Genomic DNA, 22683 nt, shown 5'->3' on the forward strand with positions numbered 1-22683 from the left:
ACGAATTCATATCAAAGTACTTTTCTGAATCGATACATTTTGAATCAATAATTGTGTCTGCAGTTCAACATACTCTTGAAGCGTATACTTTTTGTGTAAAGCCCATCTTCTAAAACTCCACATCTGTCCCTGAACAAAAATGTTATGAGAAACAAGACTTATTTGATTTTCCGTTAACAGAAGCTCCCCATTTTCGACACATTTTGTTATGACCTTTTCAAACATACCTACCATCTGGATTTCTTTGTTTAGCACGTATGGTAATGCATCTTTCGTCAGAGCTTTCACTTCTTGATACATAACTAGAACTTCGTCCTGCATTTCATCCATTACTTGATAAAAATAAGCGATTGTCAGTTTCAGACTTTCTAGTGTCCCATCACTCTGTTCAATTTCTTTCTGAAGTTTTTCCTGAACTTCATCGTAAATAAAATCACAGACCAAATATAAAACATCTTCCTTTGTCCGGATATACTCATATAACGTACCTATACTGAAACCAGCGGCTTTAGCGATTTCCCTCGTCGTAGTACGATGAAATCCCTTTTCTTTAAAAAGGGTCACCGCACCTTTTATCATTTGTGTGCGCCTTTTTTCAACCAGCCGCTCATCCTTTACTGACGCATGAACTTCTCTTTTCTCCATTTTCTAACCCCTTTTGGAAAGCCTATCATTTAATGTTCAAAAGACAGTCTTTTGAAAAATGAAAAGGGTATTCCGGGAAGAACGATTCCTCACCGGAAAACCTGATTTCAATTCTATTTAGTTATCATCCTTGAGATGACCAGCTTTTGAATTTCCTGCGTACCTTCATAGATCTGGGTGATTTTTGCATCACGCATATAGCGTTCAACTGGATAATCTTTTGTATATCCATAACCACCGAAAACTTGCACGGCCTCTGTCGTCACTTTCATTGCTGTATCCCCTGCAAATAGTTTTGACATTGCCGACTCTTTTCCATAAGGAAGACCTTCTGACTCTAACCAAGCTGCCTGATAGGTTAATAGCCTTGAAGCCTCCACTCCTGTCGCCATATCCGCTAATTTAAAACCGATGCCTTGCTGTGCGGAAATTGGTTTTCCAAATTGGACACGCTCTTTTGCATAGTCAACTGCTGCATCCAATGCACCTTGTGCAATGCCGACTGCCTGGGCCGCAATTCCGTTACGGCCACCATCAAGCGTCATCATCGCAATTTTAAAGCCCTCTCCTTCTTTGCCAAGAAGATTTTCTTTAGGCACACGGCACTCATCAAAAATAATTTCCGTGGTAGGTGATGAACGAATCCCCAGCTTTTTCTCTTTTTTACCCACACTAAAGCCCGGGAAGTCTTTTTCAATGATAAAGGCACTTGTTCCTTTTTGTTTGGATTCAGGGTCTGTCAATGCAAAAACTACATACGTATCAGCAATCCCGCCATTCGTGATGAAAATTTTTGAACCATTAATAATATATTCATCACCTACAAGCTTTGCAGTCGTTCTCATACCACCAGCGTCAGAGCCTGAGCTTGGCTCCGTCAGACCATACGCACCTATTTTTTCACCCTGCGCCATCGGACGAAGGTATTTTTGTTTTTGCTCTTCAGATCCAAATTTGTAAATTGGCCATCCTGCAAGAGAGGTATGAGCGGATAAAGTTACTCCCGTAGAAGCGCAAACACGGGAAAGTTCCTCAATCGCGATACAATAAGCTAAGTAATCGCTTCCAATGCCGCCATATTCTTCTGGCCATGGAATCCCTGTCAATCCCAGTTCAGCCATTTTATCAAAAATCTCACGGTCAAATCGTTCTTCTTCATCCCTTTCAGCGGCTGACGGAGCCACTTCATTTTGGGCAAAGTCGCGTACCATTTTTCTGATCATTTCATGTTCTTCTGTTAGTTTAAATTGCATGACTATGTCCCCCACTTTTTTCTTTTTTATAGATTTTTACTGATGACCATCCTCTGTATTTCACTGGTACCCTCATATATTTCGGTTACCTTTGCATCCCTGAAATAGCGCTCGACTGGATATTCCGTTGTGTATCCATAGCCGCCGTAAACTTGAACGGCTTCTATTGTCACCTCAACAGCCGTCCTCGAAGCGAATAGCTTAGCCATGGACGCCTCCTTGCCGCAATTCAACCCTTTGGAGCGTAAATACGCCGCTCGATAGACCAGTAGTCTAGAAGCTTCTATGTTCGTTGCCATTTCAGCCAGCTTGAAACCAATCCCCTGCTGGGTTGCAATTGGTTTACCAAATTGCACTCTGTCTTTTGCATATTGGACAGCATGTTCCAAAGCACCTTCAGCGATTCCAAGTGCTTGAGAAGCAATGCCTATCCTTCCAGAATCCAAGTTGGCCATCGCTATCTTAAAGCCCTCTCCTTCGTTGCCAAGGATATTAGCTGCAGGTATTTTCATATCTTCAAAGGTTACCTGTACGGTGCTCGATCCATGAAGACCCATTTTACGTTCATTTTTTCCAATGATTAAGCCCGGGGTTCCTTTTTCTACGATAAAGGCAGAGATTCCCTTGCTCCCCTTCTCAGGGTTGGTTGAGGCAAAAATAATATATACATCTGCTTCGCCACCGTTGGTGATAAATACCTTGGATCCATTTATTCGATACATACCGCCTTCCTTGACCGCTTTTGATTTCAAACTAGCAGCATCGGAACCTGAGCTTTGTTCTGTTAAACAAAAAGCACCTAACAATTTTCCCGCGGCAAGCTTAGGCACATATTTTTGCTTCTGCTCATCCGTTCCAAAATAAACGATTGGATTTGTTCCAACAGAAGTATGAACAGACAATATGACACCGAGAGTCGGGCTAACTTTGGAAATTTCATTAATGGCGATAATATAAGACATAAAGTCCATACCCGCTCCCCCATATTGTTCTGGAATCGGGATTCCCATTAACCCAAGCTCACCCATTTTATGCAGGATTGTTTTGGGGAACTCTCCTCTTTCCATTGCCTCGATATGTGGGGTAATCTCATTCTCCGCAAAATCACGTACCATTTTCCGCATCATTTCCTGCTCTTCTGTAAACTTGAAATCCATTCCTTCATTCCTCCCTAGCTGCATACTCTCTATGATTTGTTATATTCGTAAAAGCCACGTCCTGACTTCTTACCTAACCACCCTGCTTTTACATATTTTCTTAACAGAGGACATGGACGGTATTTATCATCTCCTAGTCCTTGGTGAAGGGTTTCCATTATGTATAAACATGTGTCCAACCCAATGAAGTCGGCTAGTGTCAACGGACCCATCGGATGATTCATTCCTAGCTTCATCACGTCATCGATTGCCTCTTTAGTAGCGACACCCTCGTATAGTGTATAAATGGCCTCATTAATCATCGGCATCAAAATCCGGTTCGAGACAAAGCCAGGGAAATCATTTACTTCAACCGGTACCTTGCTTAGAGATTCCGCCATTTTCTCAACTTTTTTATAAACTTCGTCCGTTGTTGCAAGACCTCGAATAATCTCAACCAGCTTCATGACCGGAACGGGATTCATAAAATGCATGCCAATTACCTTTTCCGGTCTTCTTGTGGCGGCGGCTATTTCGGTAATCGGTAGAGAAGAAGTATTGGATGCAAGAATTACGTGTTTCGGAGTAATTTCATCCAACTCGGTGAATAGCTTTGTTTTAATTTCCATATTTTCAATCGCCGCTTCAATCACCAAATCAACCCCAGTGGCATTTTTTAAATCTGTTGATGAAGTCAATCGTGAAAGGGTTGCATCTTTATCCCCAGCTGCCATTTTCCCTTTTTCAACTTGACGGGAAAGGTTTTTGATAATTGTGCCTAAGCCTTTTTCTACATATTCTTCTTTTAAATCATGTAAAAGAACTTCATAACCGCTCATTGCGCAAACTTGTGCAATACCAGATCCCATTTGTCCCGCGCCAATGACCATCACTTTATGAATGCTCATGAATATCCCTCCTTATTTATCTATGAATCTATCAGCCCTGCTTTGGTACTTCGATTAATATGGCATCTCCTTGGCCGCCGCCACTACAAATTGCTGCAATACCTAATCCGCCGCCACGCCGCTTCAATTCATGCATCAGCGTAATGATGATTCGAGCTCCACTGGCTCCGATTGGGTGCCCTAATGCTACGGCTCCACCGTTCACATTGACTTTTTCCGGCTCGATGTTGGCAATTTTCCCACTGGCCAGTGCCACCGCAGCAAATGCTTCGTTTACTTCAAATAAATCAATGTCTTCTATCGATTTATCAGTCTTTTCTAAGATTTTATTTATGACTAAGCCCGGTGTTTTAGGAAAATCCTTTGCTTCAACAGCCACTTCGGCATGACCTAAAATATAAGCAAAAGGCGTTTTCCCTTCTTTTTTCGCACGATCTTCGCTCATTAACACGAGTGCACCTGCTCCATCATTGACGCCGGGCGCATTTCCTGCAGTTATAGTCCCTTCGTTATTAAAAGCCGGACCTAATTTAGCGAGCTTCTCAGAGGATGTATCTTTTCTTGGCCCTTCATCATGTTCAATTGTAATTGGTTCACCTTTTCGTACCGGAACCTGTACGGAAATGATTTCTTCAGCCAGGATACCGCCATCAATTGCTTTTATTGCTTTTTGATGACTTTCGTAGGCCCAGCTATCTTGGTCCTCACGGGTAAGTTCAAGTTCCTCAGCAGTACTATTGCCGTATGTACCCATATGTACGCCGGTAAAGCTACAGCTAAGCCCATCAGAAATCATTGTGTCCTTAAGCGGGGCATCACCCATCCTAAGTCCCCATCTTGCTTTCGGAAGAATATAAGGTGCATTGCTCATCGATTCCATCCCGCCGGCAACAATGATTTCTTCCTCCCCCAAGCGAATAATCTGATCAGCCAATGTCACACTGCGAAGTCCTGATGCACATACTTTATTAATGGTTTCGGTTTTCACTTCCCAAGGTAATCCTGCAAGACGTGCTGCCTGGCGAGAAGGTATTTGGCCTTGACCTGCTTGTAGCACATTCCCCATAATGACCTCGTCTATCTGGCTGCTTTCAATCCCTGCCCGCTTAACCGCCTCCTTGATTGCAATTCCTCCAAGTTGTGATGCTGTCAAACTGCTAAGACCTCCGCCGAATTTACCAAAAGGTGTTCTCACACCACTAACAATCACTGTTTTTGTCATCATTTTTTCCTCCTTTAAGTAACATTGATTGAACGCTCGCTCAATATAGGATCAAAAAAATATTTATTGTAAGCGCTTAATATCATATTACATAATTTTTACAAAAATTAAAATATTTAGTTCAAAAATAATTAAAAATTGCCTACTTCAATTGAATATATTCATTTAAAAGAAGCAGGCAATTTTATTTTAAAATTAAGATGCTATTGACTTATTTTCACCAATAACCGCTTTTTCGAGTAATTCGGCTACATCATACGTTTTTACATTTTCTTCAACTTCTTTTGCCTTTGTACCATCAGATAACATGGTCAAACAGTACGGACAGCCGGAACTGATAACAGTTGGGTTAACGGCGAGTGCTTGTTCAGTACGTGCCACATTTATACGGTTTCCGGTTTCTTCTTCCATCCACATTAAGCCGCCTCCAGCACCACAGCACATGCCTTTTTCACGGTTACGTTCCATCTCAATAAGCTTGACGCCTTCAATAGATTGTAAAATTTCACGTGGCGGACTGTATACATCATTGTATCTTCCCAAATAACAAGAATCATGGAATGTAATCGTTTCATTAACCGGATACTGTGGTACCAATCTGCCTTCACTGACAAGTTTGGCTAGTAATTCAGTATGGTGATATACCTCAGCCTCCAAACCAAAATCCGGATACTCATTCTTAAAAATATTGTAGGCATGAGGATCAATTGTCACGATTTTTTTAATTTCATTTTTCTGGAATTCCTCTATATTTTTCATTGCAAGCTCTTGAAAAACAAACTCATTACCTAATCGGCGAGGAGTATCTCCTGAGTTTTTCTCCTTATTTCCTAAGATTGCAAATTTGATGCCTGCCTCATTCATTAATTTAGCGAAGGAAAGGGCAATTTTCTGGCTTCGGTTATCGTACGATCCCATTGAACCTACCCAGAATAAATATTCGAATTCCTCGTCTGCTTTTTGCAATTCTTTAACTGTCGGGATGTTAACATCATCACGCAGGACTCTCCAGTCTTCTCTCTCTTTACGATTCAATCCCCAAGGGTTCCCTTGTCTCTCAATGTTTGTCATCGCACGTTGAGCATCTGGATCCAACCTACCTTCAGTCAAGACTAGATATCGGCGCATATCGATAATTTTGTCGACATGTTCATTCATTACCGGACATTGGTCTTCACAGTTCCTGCAAGTGGTACATGCCCAAAGTTCTTCTTCAGTAATGACTTCTCCAATTAAGCTCGGGCTGTAAGCTTCAGTTGCTGCAGCTGATTCCTGTGCTCCCTGCGTGGCACTGGCTAGTGCTATCTTATTTCCCTTTGAATTGCCAAAAACGAAGGATGGAACCCATGGCTGCTTTGTTGTAACAGCTGCACCTGTATTTGTTAAATGGTCACGCATCTTGATGATAATATCCATCGGCGACAGCATTTTCCCTGTACCAGTTGCCGGGCACATATTCGTACAACGGCCGCACTCTACGCATGCATAGAGGTCCACCATTTGATATTGCGTTAAGTCCTCGATATATTTGGCACCATAATATTGATTGCCTTCTTTGTCTAAAACCTCTTCTTCTAAATCTACCGACTTTAATTTTCCTGGATTATCCAGACGGTTAAGAAATACATTTATTGGTCCAGCAATTAAGTGAGCATGCTTAGACTGCGGGATATAAACGAGGAACGATAATATGATTAGCAAATGCATCCACCAGGCTACATAAAACACAACAGTCGCTGCTGTTGGTCCCATCCAGCCAAATAGGTAGGCGATACTAGAGGCAACTGGCTCTGACCAAGTTGCTTCGTGTCCGTGCCAGATCATTCCCATCCCATTACCTAGTAACACTGTAATCATGATTCCTGTTATGAAGATAACAACCAATCCTGCTTTAAAATCTCTTTTCAAACGAACAAGTTTCTCTACGTAACGACGATAAGCTGCCCAAAGGATTGCGACAAGAACCGTAAGCGTCACGATTTCTTGGAAGAAAGTAAAGGCCGGGTATACGGGGCCAAACGGTAGATGCCACCCAGGCTTTAAGCCTTTTATAAAAAAGTCCAGTGCACCAAATTGCACTAAGATGAAACCGTAAAATAACATGGCATGGATGATTCCGCTCTTTTTATCTTTAAAGAGCTTCTTCTGTCCAAACACATAAACCCCTATTTTCACGAGACGATCTTTCACACGGTTATCGAATTCCACTTTTTTACCAAGTTTTATATAAGCTATTCGAGTCCTTATCAAATAGACAAATAATCCAGCGGCGTAAGCGGTTACAAGTAAAAATGCAGTTAAGTTAATCCACAGCAGGCCATTCATTTCCATGCACTCTTTCCCCCTCTAAAAAGTTTTTTATTCAAGTAAAATGCCTAGTTGCTCATTTTAATAAATTTGAAAATATGGCATTTTTCTGAAATTTGATTAATTCCATTATATAATGAATGAGCATTCAGTCAACTTTTTCTTTCTAAATAAATATAGTTTGTTTTTCAACATCTTATTGTATAGTTCGACAATTCTGTAAATTTACCTTCTATTTTAGAAAAAAATGTAGTTTATCTTCACTCTTTTTTTGATGGTTATGAACAAGTAACTTGAGCCAAACTAAAATAAATCAATTAGGGGGGATTTTGTTGAAGATAATCACTACGCTTGCCTCTATTTTTTTATTGATCTTCACTTGGTGTTGGGTCGATTTTAAGTTAGGGCATAAGCGTAATATGAAGCAGGTAACGAACATTAAATATCCGCCTCGGAAAAGTGACATGACTGTATTCACATCAGGGAAAATACTGTTTGATGATTTCATGAAAGAAATCAAGCTAGCTCAGGATTCTATCCATATTCTTTTTTATATAGTAAAAAATGATAAATTTAGCAAGGAGTTTTTAAAGTTACTTCAAACTAAAGCTGAAGCGGGTGTTGAAGTAAGACTGTTGGTCGACAGGATTGGCAGTAAAAACATTTCCCGGGAGAGCATTCAGGAATTAAAGAAAAGCGGCGTTCATTTTTCATTTAGCTTTAAACCCAAGCTCCCTTTCCTTTTTTATTCGATACAAAAAAGAAATCACCGCAAAATTACCGTAATAGACGGTCGGATCGGCTATCTTGGCGGATTTAATATCGGCAAGGAGTATATTAACCAAGGGGAAAAGTTAAATCCTTGGAGAGATTACCATGTAAAAATAACTGGGGAAGGAGTTAAGGATTTGCAGGAAGTCTTCCTTTCTGACTGGGTTCACGATACAAACGAAGATTACCGGGGAACACCTGCATATTTTCCTACCTTGGTTCCTGGTACTCAGGCTCATCAGGTTATTGTCACGAACGGAAGCCATCTTGAGCAGACTTTAACACGCTTAATTCAGCAAGCTGAGAAAAAAATCATTATCGGAACCCCATACTTCATCCCCAGTCAAACACTGTTTCAGGAATTAAGGTCAGCCCTTGCACGCAAGGTTTCTGTGACGGTCATTGTTCCTGAAATGTCGGATCACGCCCTTGTCAAAGAGGCATCCTTCCCCTATTTCCGGATTTTATTAAAGGAAGGTGCTGCTATTCTGCAATTTCAAAGAGGGTTCTACCATTCTAAAGTGATATTGATTGATGATATAATTTGTGATGTTGGTACTGCTAATTTTGATAAACGAAGTCTATTTTTAAATAGTGAAATCAATTGTTTGATATTTGACCAAGCATTTATAGAAGATGTAAAAAAGGAATTGGCGGTAGACATAGCTGAATCTAAGCCATTAAGCAGGGATTCACTATCCTCCATTAATGTAGCCCGTACAGCAAAAGAGTCACTGGCTTCCATCCTTTCTCCTTTTCTTTAACATCGCGTTTTTAGGGAGAGAATTAAATGAAAATTAGATTTGGATATGTATCTAATGCCACCTGTCTTTGGGAAGCTTCCCCCGCTAAGACGCTTACCTTTAAGCGGTACAGCGCACTTGGACAAGAGGAAGGGATGCAAAAGCTTCTTAGTGTGACAAAACAGAACATTGAAAGTACATTAAGGGTCCTTCAATATAATACAGCTCACCAAATAGAAATCTACCGGATGTCCAGTTCAATTGTTCCTTTAGCCACGCACCCCGAGGTAGAATGGGATTTTGTCACTCCTTTTAAACAAGAATGGAAACAGCTCGGCGATTGGATATCTGCACATAAAATGCGGGTTAGCTTTCACCCTAATCAGTTTACGTTGTTTACAAGCCCTAAACCCGAGATTACACAAAATGCCGTAAAAGATATGGAGTTTCACTATAAGATGCTTGATGCGATGGGGATTGCCGACTCCTCTTTTATCAATATCCATGTCGGTGGAGCTTATGGTGATAAAGAATCAGCCATAATACGGGTTCATGACAACCTTAAGTCGCTCCCCAAGCATGTGAAAGCAAGGATGACCTTGGAGAATGACGATAAAACATATACAGCATCAGAAACCTTGATCGTGTGTAAAAAGGAAAACATTCCGCTTGTCTTTGATTACCACCACCATCTTGCGAATCTATCCGATGAGCCGCTTAACGAGCTGCTCATCCAAATTTTCTCCACCTGGAGTCAGTCTGGGACGGTACCTAAGGTTCATATTTCTTCTCCAAAGTCGGCAGGTGAATTTCGCTCGCATGCAGATTATATCGATTTTGAATTCATTATTCCCCTTTTGAAAGTACTAAGGGAACTCAGACAAGACGTCGATTTCATGATTGAAGCTAAAATGAAGGACCGGGCAATGTTGAAACTTATTGAAGATGTCGCTAAGGTACGTGGTGTGAAAAGAATTAGCGGCGGTGCTGTAGAGTGTTAATCAATACAATAAAAAGCGACTGTTTCACAAGAAACAGTCGCTTTTTTTATTACATTTTTTCCGGAGCTGAAACACCAATCAGTGCTAATGCATTTTTCAACGTAATTTGAACTGATTTGACAAGACCCAGACGGGCCTTACTTCTATCCATCTTCTCAACATCCAATACTTTATCAGCATTGTAGAAGCTGTGGAATGTAGAAGCCAGGTCGAAAATATAATTTGTCATGCGGTGAGGCATCCTTTTTTCGGCAGCTTCTGCAATTGCCTGAGGGAACTCTCCCAATTTCTTCAATAATTCTACTTCCTTTTCAGTAGAAAGAGCAGAGAAATCAGTGGTACCTTCATAGCTGATTCCTTGTTCCACACCTTGGCGTAAAATACTTGAAATACGAGCATGGGCATACTGTGCATAATAAACTGGGTTATCATTGGATTGTGACACTGCAAGATCCAGATCAAAGTCCATATGTGTGTCCGCACTTCTCATCGCAAAGAAATAACGTGTTGCATCCAGACCCACTTCTTCAATAAGATCACGCATCGTCACTGCTTTACCAGTACGCTTACTCATTTTCATTTTCTCGCCATCTTTGTATAGATGGACAAGCTGAATGATTTCTACTTCAAGCTGCTCACGTTTATAACCTAACGCTTCGATTGCTGCTTTCATACGCGGGATATAACCATGGTGGTCCGCACCCCAAATATTAATCAACGTTTCAAAGCCGCGCTCCAATTTATTGCGGTGGTATGCAATATCCGGTGTCAAGTATGTGTAAGACCCATCCTGCTTAATAAGAACGCGGTCTTTATCGTCGCCAAGTTCTGTAGAACGGAACCATGTCGCACCATCTTCCTCATAAATATGACCTCTTCCCTTCAACACTTCAAGCGCTTCGTCAATTTTACCGTCTTGATAAAGAGAAGTTTCAGAGTACCATACATCAAAACCGACACGGAAGTTTTCCAAGTCTGTTTTCAGTTTTTGCATTTCATATTTCAAACCATACTCACGGAAAAAGTCAAAACGTTCTTTTTCATCAACGTTCACATATTTATCGCCATATTCACTTGCAAGTGTTTTACCGATGCCAATAATATCTTCGCCATGATAGCCACCCTCTGGCATATCTTTTTCGAGGCCTAGCGCTTGGAAATAGCGTGCTTCTATGGAAATAGCCAAATTATTAATTTGGTTTCCTGCATCATTGATGTAGTATTCACGTGAAACATCATAACCTGCTTTAGACAATACATTACACAAAGTATCACCTACTGCAGCACCACGAGCATGGCCAAGATGAAGATCACCAGTCGGATTGGCAGAAACAAATTCAACCTGGATTTTTTCACCTTTTCCAAAGTCACTTTCTCCATACGCATCGTTCGCTTTCAAAATGACCGGAATTAGTTCTGTCAAATACGAATTATTCATGTAGAAGTTAATGAACCCTGGTCCTGCAATTTCGATTTTTTCGATTGATGCTTTTGAGTTATCAAAGTTTTCAATGATTGCCTCAGCTATCATTCTCGGCGCTTTTTTTGCAATCTTTGTTAATTGCATCGCCATATTTGTGGAATAATCTCCGTGTGTTTTATCTCTCGGAAGTTCCAATACTACGTTTGGAATTTGCTCTTCCGTTGCTAAACCAGCCTTAATAACTGCAGCGTTAATTTCTTGTTTCAGTTTTTCCTGTACCTCTTTTACTATGTTCATGTTCTATGCTTCCTCCTTGTAGGAAATCGTCATTTCATATTGCCCGGGTTCGCTTCCCTGCATATGTAACGTATAGTGAAGGACCAGCTTCCCTTCCTTTTTTTGCTCATCCCATTGATGATGAATTTTCTTCGTGGTCGTCAGTAACCCGAGCCTGCCATATATACTTTCATAATGTCCATTTGTCGCTTCCTGCAAGCGGAAAAGCTGCCTCATTTTAATGGCACCGTTTCTAAGCAGAATCGTATCATTCGTTTTGTGCTTGATTGTTGTCTGCGTTTTACCGGCTTCATTTTCTTCTGTATATTGCAAATACAAATCGGAACCTTTATACATTTTTGTACCAAATGTAACCAACTCATACGTTTCCGTTTCCGAGCCATGCTTGATTTTTGTCTGTAAAGTAACTTTAATATTATGTTTATCTATATCATGAAGAGACAAAGCTACACTTCCTTCATCATGTCGTTCTTAACTTTATAAGTATAAATATTCTTCAGGGAAGTTTCAACTTGGAGCGGAAAATAAAGTTTGAATCTAAATTGGGCGGAATAGTCTGCTGAAAAACATGTGATGCCAATTCATTTGATTTTAACGCAATAATTGCTTCGTGTGGTGGAATTTTTTTAAAAGTATCCTTCAGATACAGAAAATCTACACGTCTTCTTGTTCTCAGTATACAAAAAAGACCATTCCTGCTTAAAAACAGGAACAGTCTTCCATCCATTAACCTTTTTGAACCCAACCCAGGAGCATTTCACGAATCAGCTTGCTTGCTGTGTTCGCTGTTTGCTCAGATGGATCATAGATCGGTGCCACTTCAACTAAATCGCAACCTACTACATTAATTTCAGAACGCGCTATCTCATGTATCGAGGCTAATAGCTCTTTAGATGTAATGCCTCCACAATCAACAGTGCCTGTTCCCGGTGCATGCGCAGGGTCAAGAACATCGATGTCAATCGTCACATATACTGGACGACCTGCTAGCTGAGGTAATACTTCTTTCAGTGGCTCAAGAACTTCAAATTTCGAGATATGCATGCCGTTTTCTTTTGCCCATTGAAATTCCTCTTTTAAGCCGGAACGAATGCCGAAAGAGTAAACATTTTTCGGACCGATAAGCTCCGCTGATTTGCGGATGATGGACGCATGTGAAAGCGGCTCACCCTCATAGTCCTCGCGTAAATCTGTATGGGCATCCATATGGATAATAGCCATGTCTGGATATTTCTTATACATAGCCTTAATAACAGGCCAAGTGACGAGGTGCTCCCCGCCCATACCCAATGGGAATTTACCTGCATCAAGTACGCCGTCAACAAATTTTTCAATCATATCGATACTGCGTTGTGGATTCCCAAATGGCAATGGAATATCCCCAGCATCATAGAATTTCACTTCTTCTAATTCACGATCTAAATACGGGCTGTATTCTTCCAAACCGATAGAAACTTCACGAATTCGAGTAGGACCAAAGCGGGAACCTGGACGGAAACTTACTGTCCAGTCCATAGGCATACCGTAAAGCACTGCTTCAGATTCCTCAAAACTCGGGTGGCTTTTAATGAATACATTACCAGAGTAGGCTTCATCAAATCGCATATTCATGCCTCCCTTATTTCACTAAATCTTGAACAAATTTAGGCAGAACGAAAGCTGCTTTATGAAGTTCTTTTGTATAATATTTTGTTTCAATTTCATGGAAACGCTCTTCTGTCACTTCAAGCGGGTTATATTTTTTAGAGCCGATTGTGAATGCCCAAAGACCACTTGGATATGTCGGGATATTTGCTAAATAAAGGCTAGTGATCGGGAATATTTCTTTCACATCGCGTTGCACATCACGTATTAAGTCTGCTTTAAACCAAGGATTATCAGATTGTGCCACAAAAATCCCGTCTTCTTTCAGTGCTTTGGAGATCCCAGCATAAAAGCCTTTAGTAAATAAATTTACAGCGGGACCAACTGGTTCAGTAGAGTCAACCATGATCACGTCATATTCATTTTCACTTTTAGCGATGTGCATGAAGCCATCCCCTACTTGTACGTCTACACGCGGATCTTCAAGCATACCTGCAATTTCAGGTAAGAACTTCTTTGAGTATTCGATAACTTTCCCATCGATATCAACCAAAGTAGCTTTTTTTACGCTTGGGTGTTTTAGGATTTCACGGATTACTCCACCGTCTCCTCCGCCTACAACCAAAACGTTCTCTGGATTAGGATGAGTAAATAAAGGAACATGGGCTACCATTTCGTGGTAAACGAATTCATCGCGTTGTGAAGTCATTACCATGTCATCTAGCAATAGCATATTGCCCCACTCTTCTGTTTCAATCATATCTAGCTTTTGAAACTCAGTTTGCTCCGTATGTAAAGTACGATTCACTTTCATCGTAATACCAAAATTCTCTGTTTGTTTCTCAGTAAACCAAATGCTCATTTATTAACGCTCCTTTTCCAATTCATATAGTAAGTCACCTAATAGGTTTCCCATTTTCGTTATTGTCATTAGCTAGAAAAATTATAGACGAATCTAGCAGAATTGCAAGTTAAATTTCACAAATGCAGTTCTTATGTTTAAAAATTTCTTTTTTTTCCATAATAGTAATAGATTCTTTTTATAAAAAGAGAGGTGAAAGCAATTGGAGTTAATTCCAAGCGAACGATTTAAAAGGACAACTAAATATGTGCGGGCCTTTATTATTCTTGCCACAATCGGACTTACAATACTCTTTGTATTGCTTCTCTCTTTACTGGTGTATGCAAAAATATTAGGTCCGCCGCCTTTGGTTGTGCCACAGTCCACTCTCTATTATAGTGATAGCGGAAATGTGATTGGTGAAACCGATAATGGCCAGAAACGTTATTGGGCTGGAATGGAATCGATTTCTCCCCAGCTTATCAAGGCTACTGTTGCGGTTGAGGATCGACAATTTTACACCCATAAAGGCTTTGATATAAAACGAATCGGCGGAGCTATCCTTGCCGATATTCGTGCAAGGTCGAAGGTCCAAGGGGCAAGCACGATTACCCAGCAGTATGCCAGGAATCTGTTTCTCGGCCATGACAAAACGTGGACGCGAAAGTTTAATGAAGCCTTTTATACGATACGGCTGGAAATGAACTATTCCAAAAAGGAAATTCTAGAAGGCTATCTAAATACGATTTACTACGGTCATGGCGCCTATGGAGCTCAGGCCGCTAGTCAATATTACTTTGGCAAAGATGCCAAGGATTTAACTCTTTCAGAAGCGAGCATGCTAGCCGGGATACCTAAAGGGCCGTCCAACTACTCTCCATTGGATAACTTGGAAAAAGCAAAATCAAGGCAACAAATTGTCCTGCGAGCCATGAAAAACAAAAACTACATTTCAGAAGCAAATATGGATAAAGCCTTGCAAACAGCTCTTACATTAAAAGGCGAGCACGGGACTGTAACCAATAAAACAGCCCCTTATTTCCAGGATGCTGTTAAGCAGGCTTTAAAATCTCAGCTTCATATAGATGACCGGACGATTGAACTGGGCGGGCTTAAGGTTTATACGACTCTTGATGAAAAACAACAGGACATTGCCGAAGAGGTTCTTTCTACTACCATACCCAAGTCCTCAGACATTCAAGCTGCTATAGTCGCAATGGATCCGGGCACAGGGGAAGTCCGTGCATTAGTCGGTGGTAAAAATTACACAGAATCACCGTTTAATCGTGCCACACAGGCCGTTCGCCAGCCTGGTTCTACGATGAAGCCATTGCTCTACTATTCATCACTGGAGAATGGTTTTACACCATCTACCACCTTGAAAAGTGAGACAACTACGTTTTCTTTTGATGATGGTCACTCTTCTTACACGCCGCACAATTACAATCATCAATATGCGGAAGGCGAAATCACAATGGCTCAGGCCATTGCTCTATCGGACAATATCTTTGCCGTAAAAACGCATTTGTTCCTTGGTGAACAATCTTTGGTAGATACGGCGCATAGGTTCGGCATCACGTCGAAAATGGATGCTGTTCCATCTCTAGCACTTGGCACGTCAGGTGTTCGAGCCATTGAAATGGTTAATGCCTACAGCATTCTGGCTAACGGCGGTAAAAAAGTTGAACCCATCTTTATCAAAAGAGTTGAAAATCAAAAAGGCGAAGTGATTTTTGACCATACTAAGAAAACGGAACAGGTTCTGGATGCGGATAAAGCCTTTGTAATGACCGAGATGCTTACCGGGGTTTTTGATGAAACTTTAAATGGCTATACGAAAGTGACTGGCAGCACAATCAGTTCCCAGTTGACACGCCCATACGCTGGAAAGTCCGGCTCCACCTCTACAGATAGCTGGATGATTGGCTACACACCGCAACTTGTTGCCGGAGTTTGGACGGGCTATGATCAAGGAAAGAAAATCGAAGTTCCAGCTGAAAAAAGCTATGCGAAGAAGATTTGGGCTTCCTATATGGAAAAAGGCCTACAAGGACAACCCGCAAAATCGTTTAAGGAAACGGAAAATGTAATCGGAGTTTATGTGAATCCTGAAAGCGGTAAATTGGCAACGAAGGCGTGTCCTGCTTCGAGGTTGACCTACTACGTTAAAGGAACTGAGCCAGTCGAATACTGTGCAGAGCACTTCAAGGGCAAGAATTCAAAACGTACTCCGAAGGAAGAAGAACAAAAGACTCCATGGTACAAAAAAGTATTAAAGCCATGGGGATAACGAAAAACCCCGAAGCCGGTAGCGGCTTCGGGGTTTTTCTGTCCTAGTTCCACAGTGTCTAAACTGCTGTCTTTAAGTTTACTGATTTTATCTGTTTCCTACAAGTGCATTTTTCACTAAACTTCAAATTTCATACATTAATACATTAAATCACATTCAAACCGTCAATGACTGCTTGAGCTGGGCTGATGAGCGTTCCCACATGCCTGCGTCATGGTTTTTCAGGAAGTCCGCAAGTATCCGCTTTGATTTGTCATCCATGTCGTCGACGATGATATGTCGTTTTAGCGATTTATCCATCCGGTTAACATGCTCCGGAAGGGATTTGTACCCGCGTCTAATTGAACGATCGACCATCATTTCACATGCTGTCACACCTGCATAATGCGGACCATTTTGAGTGGCTTCAATAGTCACCCAAACAAGCCAGTAAAGTTTGGCATTCGGGACCTCTTCCTTAGTCTTTAAAAATTTGATTCCTTTTTCCACTGCACTTCTCGCATGCATCGCCCCAATATCGACCTCGGCTTCGCACGCGTCAACATCAATGATGACCGGAGAAATATTATCGAGCGTCAAAACCCCAGCCCCATATCCGCTATGACCTTTCATCGGATCGTTTTTAATAATATTAAACCCTACCTTTTTCTTTGGTTGTTCTTCCATGTTTATATCCCCCTTTATTGTTTGTCATTCCTTATCAGTTAAAAAAACAAAAGTGAAAAAAATTGACTCAAGGTGCCACCTACAAACGGCACGATAGTATCCAAAATTGGCCTAATTGTATAATGACTCAGCGGTGTGATAATCAGAATCAAAAAAATCAGGGAGCCATATTGTTCATACTGGGTCATTTTTGCCCGCAAGTCTGCTGAAACAAGATCTTGTACGATCCTATAACCATCGAGCGGTGGTAGCGGTATCAGATTAAATACAAATAAAAGGATATTTAAGTTTATGAGCATACTTAAGAAGGGCTCGACGAAAAAAGGTAAATCAGGTCCAACGCCTGACGCAAGTAACCCGTAAAAAATTAAAAAACCCAAAATTGCAACAAGCAAATTACTGAACGGACCGGCAAAAGAGACGAGTACTCCTGCCAATTTTGGATTCTTAAAATGAAAACGATTGACCGGGACAGGTCTTGCCCAACCAAATCCGGCTATCAAAATCAGCAGTGTTCCTATCGGATCCAAATGCTGAATCGGATTCAATGTAACTCTTCCTTCATTCTTTGCAGTCGGGTCACCGAACTTATAGGCTACATAAGCATGGGAAAATTCATGAACCGTAAATGCGATTAACAGTGACACAATGACATATGGAAGTTCTTCCAAACTATATGCCAAAAACCGTTCTATTTGCTTCAAGAATTGCATCAATAGCTCCAATAGCTTCTCCCCCAATATTTATTACCGTTAGTATACAACAAAAGACCAAGAAGTGAAAAAACTCTGATTTCAGTATCTTGCAATTCCATTTCCAATGTGAAACACTACAACATAAGGGGAAAGGGGGGAAAGAATATGCCATATGTAACAGTCAAAATGCTTGAAGGCCGTACGGACGAGCAAAAAAAGGCTTTAGTTGAAAAAGTAACCGCAGCGGTTACGGAAACGACTGGAGCACCAGCTGAAGCTGTAACGATTTTCATTGAAGAAATGACAAAAAATCATTTAGCAGTAGCAGGCGTCCGCAAAAGCGATCAATAGATTTACATAATTAGGAAAAGCTAAGCCATCAATTCGGCTTAGCTTTTGTTTTTAATTGATCAATATATACATATGCTTCATCAATTTCTTCAAGCGTATATTTTTGCTTACTTTTCAATGTAAAGATCTTCTCGATAACCTCTTCTTTTTCCAATGTATCGAAGTAAAGCACCGTCGAAACAAGCTCCAAAAAACGGGCATTTTGTTCGTTCATATCCAGTAAGCAAGCTTCAAGAGCGGGCATCTCCACTTCCTGTATGGATAGGAAATCCTGTCCAGCATCCGTTATAGAATAACAGTACTGGTAATAACCTGCTTTTTTTTCTCTTACTTCATTCAAGTAACCCATATCGCAAAGCTCCTCAATTCGTAAGGTCAACTCCTCCGAATACGGTCCGTAAAAGTGAAACTGAAACTTTTCATGAAACGGAAAGGACAGCTTCTTCGCGATATACACGATTTTTTGTAGTTTTTTCCGACCTGAAATTTCACCGGCAGTAGAAATCGCATTGATAATGTTTGCATGATCCTTAAACAAGGCTCGTCACTCCTCACCAAAAATGTACCACTTTAATCCGAAAGCTCCAAAAGCTTACGAATTTGTTTTTTAATATTTTTCTTCGTTGATTCATCGCGCAATAAATCGGATGGATAATACAATTTATGATCCGTTCTTCTTTTCCCCGAAATTGCATCGACTATTTCAGATTCTCGTGACAATTCACGGATTTCCCCATTATTTTTCAACAAGTGAATCGGTAGTCTCTCCTCTTCCTCACCTGGCCGGTAAAAATCATACGGCAAATCGGATGAGGAATCGACGACGAGATAATAATCCGGATCGATTCCTGCCTTCTTAAATAATGTTCTTAACTCCATTAATCTGTTCATCTGACTATTAGATGGATGAAATTCCACATATTTAAATAGTTTACGGTTAACGAAGCGAGTGCATAAATCCTTTAATATCGCATCATTTTCCTCTTCCCATGCTTCAAAATAATAGAGCATCACAGCTTCATCCATTTTCAAATAGTCTGCTAACGTTACTTCTCCCTTAAACAGAGAATAAAAATGGTGAGGTTCCTGAGCAAATTCATAGCCGGATTCATATAAATGCTTCGCTCTGTGTAATATTTTGGTAAGAATGACTTCCGCACTCCTCGTCACTGGATGGAAATAAACCTGCCAATACATTTGGTAACGGCTCATAATATAGTCTTCCACCGCATGCATCCCACTTTGCTTAATGACGGCATGCTCTTCACGAGGCCGCATTACCCTCAAAAGCCGTTCCATATCAAAATGTCCATAACTTACCCCAGTAAAGTATGCATCCCGTTGCAAATAATCCATTCTATCGGCATCAATCTGACTCGAAATCAGGCTGACTACTAATTTGCCTTTATACGTTTTTGCAATAACCTCTGCCACTTTTTTAGGAAAATCACGACCTACTTTGAGCAGGATTTTATTCACTTCCGTATCACCCACAATAATCTGTTGGGTGAATTGCTCGTGATCTAGGTCAAACACCTTTTCAAAAGAATGAGAGAATGGACCATGTCCTAAATCATGCAGAAGTGCCGCACATAGAGAAAGTAGCCGTTCCTCCGGTTTCCATTCCGGTCTGCCTTCGAAAACATCATCAACGATTCTCCGGACAATCTCATATACCCCAAGCGAATGGCTGAGTCGACTATGTTCCGCACCGTGAAAAGTTAAATAAGTCGTCCCCAGTTGCTTGATTCTACGAAGACGTTGGAATTCCTTCGTCCCAATTAAATCCCATATAACCCGATCACGAACATGTATATATCGGTGCACCGGGTCTTTGAATACTTTTTCTTCCTGTAATTTTTCGCCGGAATATCCCATGAACTACCCTCTTTTTCATATTCTCATTGCTTTCATTATAGCGTGTTTTGACAAAAAACCCTAACTCACCCCTTGATAGCAAGAGGGACCATTTTGTAAGAAAACGGAAGTTTTTATCGATTTGCGTATCGAAAATAAGGAAATAAAAAATCACCGCAGTTTGTTGAATCTGGGTGATGAATGGCGTGTTTCATTTATCAAAAGTAGTCAATCTACCCTAATTATCTATCATGAATTCTACTTTAGTTTTTTATTAATTTTATCTAGTAACTCGTCTTCCGTTGGAGCTGCAACTGGACGGTTATTGACAAAGGCAAATGATTTCTTTCTGCCTGGACCGCAATAGGATTGACAGCCAATTTCAATTTTCGCATCGGGATCAAGCTTTTCCAGACGGGGAATTAACGTTTTAATATTTACCGCCAAGCAGTCATCACACACTCTGAATTCATTGGACATCCTTCGGTCACCATCCTTTCTATGACAAACTATTTTTCATCCCATTTACATAACTAAAGGGTATTTTACCGTTTCTACCTATTAATATCAAGAGGGTTAGATGGATGTGAAAAGGGAAGTCCAGCCAAAAGGAAATGGTGTAATTAATGATTTCTGAGTCAGTGCATCCTTTATTTTCCCTAAAATTACAAAAAACTAGTATCCTTTCAACCTTTTTGTATAAAAAATCCAGATTTTGTCCAAAATGCTAGTAGAACACCCCATAAATCATTGCCACACGATATTTTATATAGTTATTTATTTTAAAAGTTACCAGAAAGGGAGTATGTAGAAATGAAGGTTCGTCAAGATGCCTGGACAGAAGAAGATGATTTGCTTTTAGCAGAAACGGTATTGCGCCATGTGCGGGAAGGCAGCACTCAGCTGAATGCTTTTGAGGAGGTTGGGGACAAGTTAAACCGCACCTCTGCCGCTTGCGGGTTCCGTTGGAATGCAGTCGTCCGCCATAATTACGATAAAGCTCTTTCCCTTGCTAAAAAGCAGCGCAAGCAGCGTCAAAGGATTCTTGGAAAAGATCAAGGAGGGAAAAAACGGCTTCTTTATACACCGCCGTCTCCAACGATTACTGATATTATGGTTCCTCACCTACAAGAAGAGGAACTAGAATTAGAATCCGAAGTAGAAACTACTAATTATGAAACAGCAGAAGAATTCGTTGTGGCTGAAGCTTTCATGCCAAAGCAACAGAACATACCAGTAACACTAGAAAAGACTATGAACCTTGATACGATTATAGCCTATTTAGAATCTATGAACGGCCGAATGCTTCAGGCTGAAGTATTAAAAACCGAAAATGAAAGATTGAAGCTCGAAATTAAAGGTCTGAAAAAACGAAATGAAGATCTTGAAAATAAGATCAGCCATCTAGAGCAGAACAGCGGCTTGATGCAGGAAGATTATGAGACTTTGATGAATATCATGAATCGAGCAAGAAAGCTGGTCTTATTAGAGGAAGAGGAACGGCCAGCAACAAAGTTCAAAATGGACCGAAATGGAAATTTAGAAAAAATGGCTGAGTAACAAAAATAATGTGGGGTTCTGCTTACAGATCAACCACATGGTAAAGGCCAACCATAGGTTATCTCAGATCGAAAAAGAGAGTCTAAAAAAGGCTCTTTTTTTCATGGCTTCAAGTGATAATAGTTGAAAGGACTAAAGACGTGGCTTATCTGATTTTACTTTGGTTTCCAATCTCTGTTCCTTTAACAGTTTCAGTGAATGATAACATCATATTGAAATGTGAAAAAGCTGTTTCCACTTACAGAAACAGCTTTTTCATATCAGTCTTCTTTTAATGAATCAAATACCTTATCATTACGTTCTACCACTCTTGTTAAGTAAGCTTCGTATAACGGCCATTCTTCCACTGAAAGAGAATCGGAGAAAATCCTACCGCTATGTTCCTTCAATACATGCAGGAATCTAAGCATTACGTCCTGCACGCTCAATCGCACGTCTAATAGTTCTGAAAGGGAAGCCATTACAGATGGCATGATATCAGGATAAGTAAATTTTGTTTCTGCATCTCCTTTAGCGGCTTCGTAAAAACCCTTCACAAGACTGGCTCGCTCTGCACCGCTTCCATTGACGCACAAGTAAATTTGCACCGCTACTCCATTGCGAATCCGACGCTGAGATATACCGGCAAACTTTCTCCCATTTATACTTAGATCATAGCTTCCAGGGCAATATGAACCGGTGATTTCCCTTGCCTCCATTTCGACTTGGAAATCAGCAAACATCAATTGAACAAGCTCCCACATCGCATCATATCCACGGTTGATTTCAATTTTCCGCTCATTTTCGGGGAAAATGAGCGATAAATTAAGAACTCCCTCATCCAGCACAACTGCAAGCCCTCCAGAATTCCGTACAATGGCCTGGAAATCGTGTTCTTTTAAATAATCCACACCTTTTTTAAGAAAAGGCAGCTTCGTATCCTGAATACCAAGCACAACCGTCTGATGGTGTACCCACGCTCTTGCTACGGCCATTGATTTACCAGACCCTACGGAAGCACAAAACGTATCATCCATAGCAAAGGACTCTAGAGCAGGAAACTGAGGACCGACGGATGATTGATCAATAACCCGCCACTCTTGCTGCTTTAACAATGAATCTGTTTCACACATATAAATCTCCCTCTACTTTTT

Annotated in this window: 21 protein-coding genes; 5 read left to right on the forward strand and 16 right to left on the reverse strand. The window is 40.7% G+C overall.

The window, feature by feature from the left end:
* Nucleotides 1-6: 6 nt before the first annotated feature.
* The 6 genes from JFV29_RS27165 to JFV29_RS27190 all read right to left on the reverse strand — a co-directional run bounded on the left by JFV29_RS27165 (nucleotide 7) and on the right by JFV29_RS27190 (nucleotide 7489).
* Nucleotides 7-645, reverse strand: a complete 639-nt coding sequence (locus JFV29_RS27165; protein ID WP_201187512.1) for a TetR/AcrR family transcriptional regulator — start codon at nucleotides 643-645, stop codon at nucleotides 7-9.
* A gap of 113 nt (nucleotides 646-758) precedes the next feature.
* On the reverse strand, nucleotides 759-1898 hold the full coding sequence (locus JFV29_RS27170; protein ID WP_053348446.1) for an acyl-CoA dehydrogenase: 1140 nt from the start codon (nucleotides 1896-1898) through the stop codon (nucleotides 759-761).
* 26 nt (nucleotides 1899-1924) lie between these two features.
* A complete protein-coding gene (locus tag JFV29_RS27175) occupies nucleotides 1925-3055 on the reverse strand; it encodes an acyl-CoA dehydrogenase (protein ID WP_201187514.1) in 1131 nt (376 codons plus the stop codon).
* A gap of 29 nt (nucleotides 3056-3084) precedes the next feature.
* Nucleotides 3085-3942, reverse strand: coding sequence for a 3-hydroxybutyryl-CoA dehydrogenase (locus JFV29_RS27180; RefSeq protein ID WP_201187516.1), 858 nt, complete (start codon nucleotides 3940-3942; stop codon nucleotides 3085-3087).
* 31 nt (nucleotides 3943-3973) lie between these two features.
* Complete coding sequence (locus JFV29_RS27185; protein WP_201187518.1) at nucleotides 3974-5164, reverse strand: acetyl-CoA C-acetyltransferase; 1191 nt, start codon at nucleotides 5162-5164, stop codon at nucleotides 3974-3976.
* 195 nt (nucleotides 5165-5359) lie between these two features.
* Nucleotides 5360-7489: a (Fe-S)-binding protein gene (locus tag JFV29_RS27190; RefSeq protein WP_053348856.1), complete on the reverse strand. Its 2130-nt coding sequence runs from the start codon at nucleotides 7487-7489 to the stop codon at nucleotides 5360-5362.
* Between the two features lie 314 nt (nucleotides 7490-7803).
* On the opposite strand from JFV29_RS27190, the gene cls reads away from it, so the two are divergent.
* On the forward strand, nucleotides 7804-9006 hold the full coding sequence (gene cls / locus JFV29_RS27195) for a cardiolipin synthase (RefSeq protein WP_242486956.1): 1203 nt from the start codon (nucleotides 7804-7806) through the stop codon (nucleotides 9004-9006).
* 26 nt (nucleotides 9007-9032) lie between these two features.
* A complete protein-coding gene (gene uvsE / locus JFV29_RS27200) occupies nucleotides 9033-9986 on the forward strand; it encodes a UV DNA damage repair endonuclease UvsE (protein ID WP_201187520.1) in 954 nt (317 codons plus the stop codon).
* Between the two features lie 49 nt (nucleotides 9987-10035).
* Here uvsE and argS read toward each other — a convergent pair whose 3' ends face one another.
* The 4 genes from argS to speE form a co-directional block, all read right to left on the reverse strand.
* On the reverse strand, nucleotides 10036-11706 hold the full coding sequence (argS, locus tag JFV29_RS27205) for an arginine--tRNA ligase (protein WP_201187522.1): 1671 nt from the start codon (nucleotides 11704-11706) through the stop codon (nucleotides 10036-10038).
* Nucleotides 11707-11709: 3 nt separating this feature from the next.
* On the reverse strand, nucleotides 11710-12150 hold the full coding sequence (locus JFV29_RS27210; RefSeq protein WP_053348440.1) for a DUF1934 domain-containing protein: 441 nt from the start codon (nucleotides 12148-12150) through the stop codon (nucleotides 11710-11712).
* A 282-nt stretch (nucleotides 12151-12432) separates the two neighbouring features.
* A complete protein-coding gene (speB, locus tag JFV29_RS27215) occupies nucleotides 12433-13311 on the reverse strand; it encodes an agmatinase (RefSeq protein ID WP_056524116.1) in 879 nt (292 codons plus the stop codon).
* Nucleotides 13312-13324: 13 nt separating this feature from the next.
* Complete coding sequence (gene speE, locus JFV29_RS27220; RefSeq protein ID WP_056524113.1) at nucleotides 13325-14152, reverse strand: spermidine synthase; 828 nt, start codon at nucleotides 14150-14152, stop codon at nucleotides 13325-13327.
* A 202-nt stretch (nucleotides 14153-14354) separates the two neighbouring features.
* On the opposite strand from speE, the gene JFV29_RS27225 reads away from it, so the two are divergent.
* Nucleotides 14355-16421: a transglycosylase domain-containing protein gene (locus JFV29_RS27225; protein WP_201187524.1), complete on the forward strand. Its 2067-nt coding sequence runs from the start codon at nucleotides 14355-14357 to the stop codon at nucleotides 16419-16421.
* Nucleotides 16422-16577: 156 nt separating this feature from the next.
* Here JFV29_RS27225 and JFV29_RS27230 read toward each other — a convergent pair whose 3' ends face one another.
* Together JFV29_RS27230 and JFV29_RS27235 are read right to left on the reverse strand one after the other, a co-directional pair.
* Nucleotides 16578-17087: a YwhD family protein gene (locus tag JFV29_RS27230; protein ID WP_201187526.1), complete on the reverse strand. Its 510-nt coding sequence runs from the start codon at nucleotides 17085-17087 to the stop codon at nucleotides 16578-16580.
* Between the two features lie 38 nt (nucleotides 17088-17125).
* Nucleotides 17126-17782 carry a site-2 protease family protein gene (locus JFV29_RS27235; protein ID WP_201188149.1) on the reverse strand — a complete coding sequence of 219 codons (657 nt, stop codon included), beginning with the start codon at nucleotides 17780-17782 and terminating at the stop codon, nucleotides 17126-17128.
* Between the two features lie 165 nt (nucleotides 17783-17947).
* Between JFV29_RS27235 and JFV29_RS27240 the strand changes: the two genes are divergently transcribed.
* On the forward strand, nucleotides 17948-18133 hold the full coding sequence (locus tag JFV29_RS27240) for a 2-hydroxymuconate tautomerase (RefSeq protein WP_053348435.1): 186 nt from the start codon (nucleotides 17948-17950) through the stop codon (nucleotides 18131-18133).
* Nucleotides 18134-18161: 28 nt separating this feature from the next.
* On the opposite strand, the gene JFV29_RS27245 is transcribed toward JFV29_RS27240, so the two are convergent.
* The 3 genes from JFV29_RS27245 to JFV29_RS27255 form a co-directional block, all read right to left on the reverse strand.
* Nucleotides 18162-18671: a YwgA family protein gene (locus JFV29_RS27245; protein WP_053348434.1), complete on the reverse strand. Its 510-nt coding sequence runs from the start codon at nucleotides 18669-18671 to the stop codon at nucleotides 18162-18164.
* Between the two features lie 32 nt (nucleotides 18672-18703).
* Nucleotides 18704-20011, reverse strand: coding sequence for an HD domain-containing protein (locus tag JFV29_RS27250; RefSeq protein ID WP_053348433.1), 1308 nt, complete (start codon nucleotides 20009-20011; stop codon nucleotides 18704-18706).
* A gap of 237 nt (nucleotides 20012-20248) precedes the next feature.
* Nucleotides 20249-20470: a DUF1450 domain-containing protein gene (locus JFV29_RS27255; RefSeq protein ID WP_053348432.1), complete on the reverse strand. Its 222-nt coding sequence runs from the start codon at nucleotides 20468-20470 to the stop codon at nucleotides 20249-20251.
* Between the two features lie 333 nt (nucleotides 20471-20803).
* Here JFV29_RS27255 and JFV29_RS27260 point away from each other — a divergent pair, with 333 nt between their 5' ends.
* Nucleotides 20804-21550, forward strand: a complete 747-nt coding sequence (locus JFV29_RS27260; RefSeq protein ID WP_053348431.1) for an RsfA family transcriptional regulator — start codon at nucleotides 20804-20806, stop codon at nucleotides 21548-21550.
* Nucleotides 21551-21810: 260 nt separating this feature from the next.
* Here the strand turns inward: JFV29_RS27260 and JFV29_RS27265 are convergent, their stop codons facing one another.
* Complete coding sequence (locus JFV29_RS27265) at nucleotides 21811-22662, reverse strand: lipoate--protein ligase family protein (RefSeq protein WP_201187528.1); 852 nt, start codon at nucleotides 22660-22662, stop codon at nucleotides 21811-21813.
* Nucleotides 22663-22683: the final 21 nt, after the last annotated feature.

It is taken from the genome of Peribacillus sp. TH16 (assembly GCF_016651095.1).
GTDB lineage: Bacteria > Bacillota > Bacilli > Bacillales > DSM-1321 > Peribacillus > Peribacillus butanolivorans.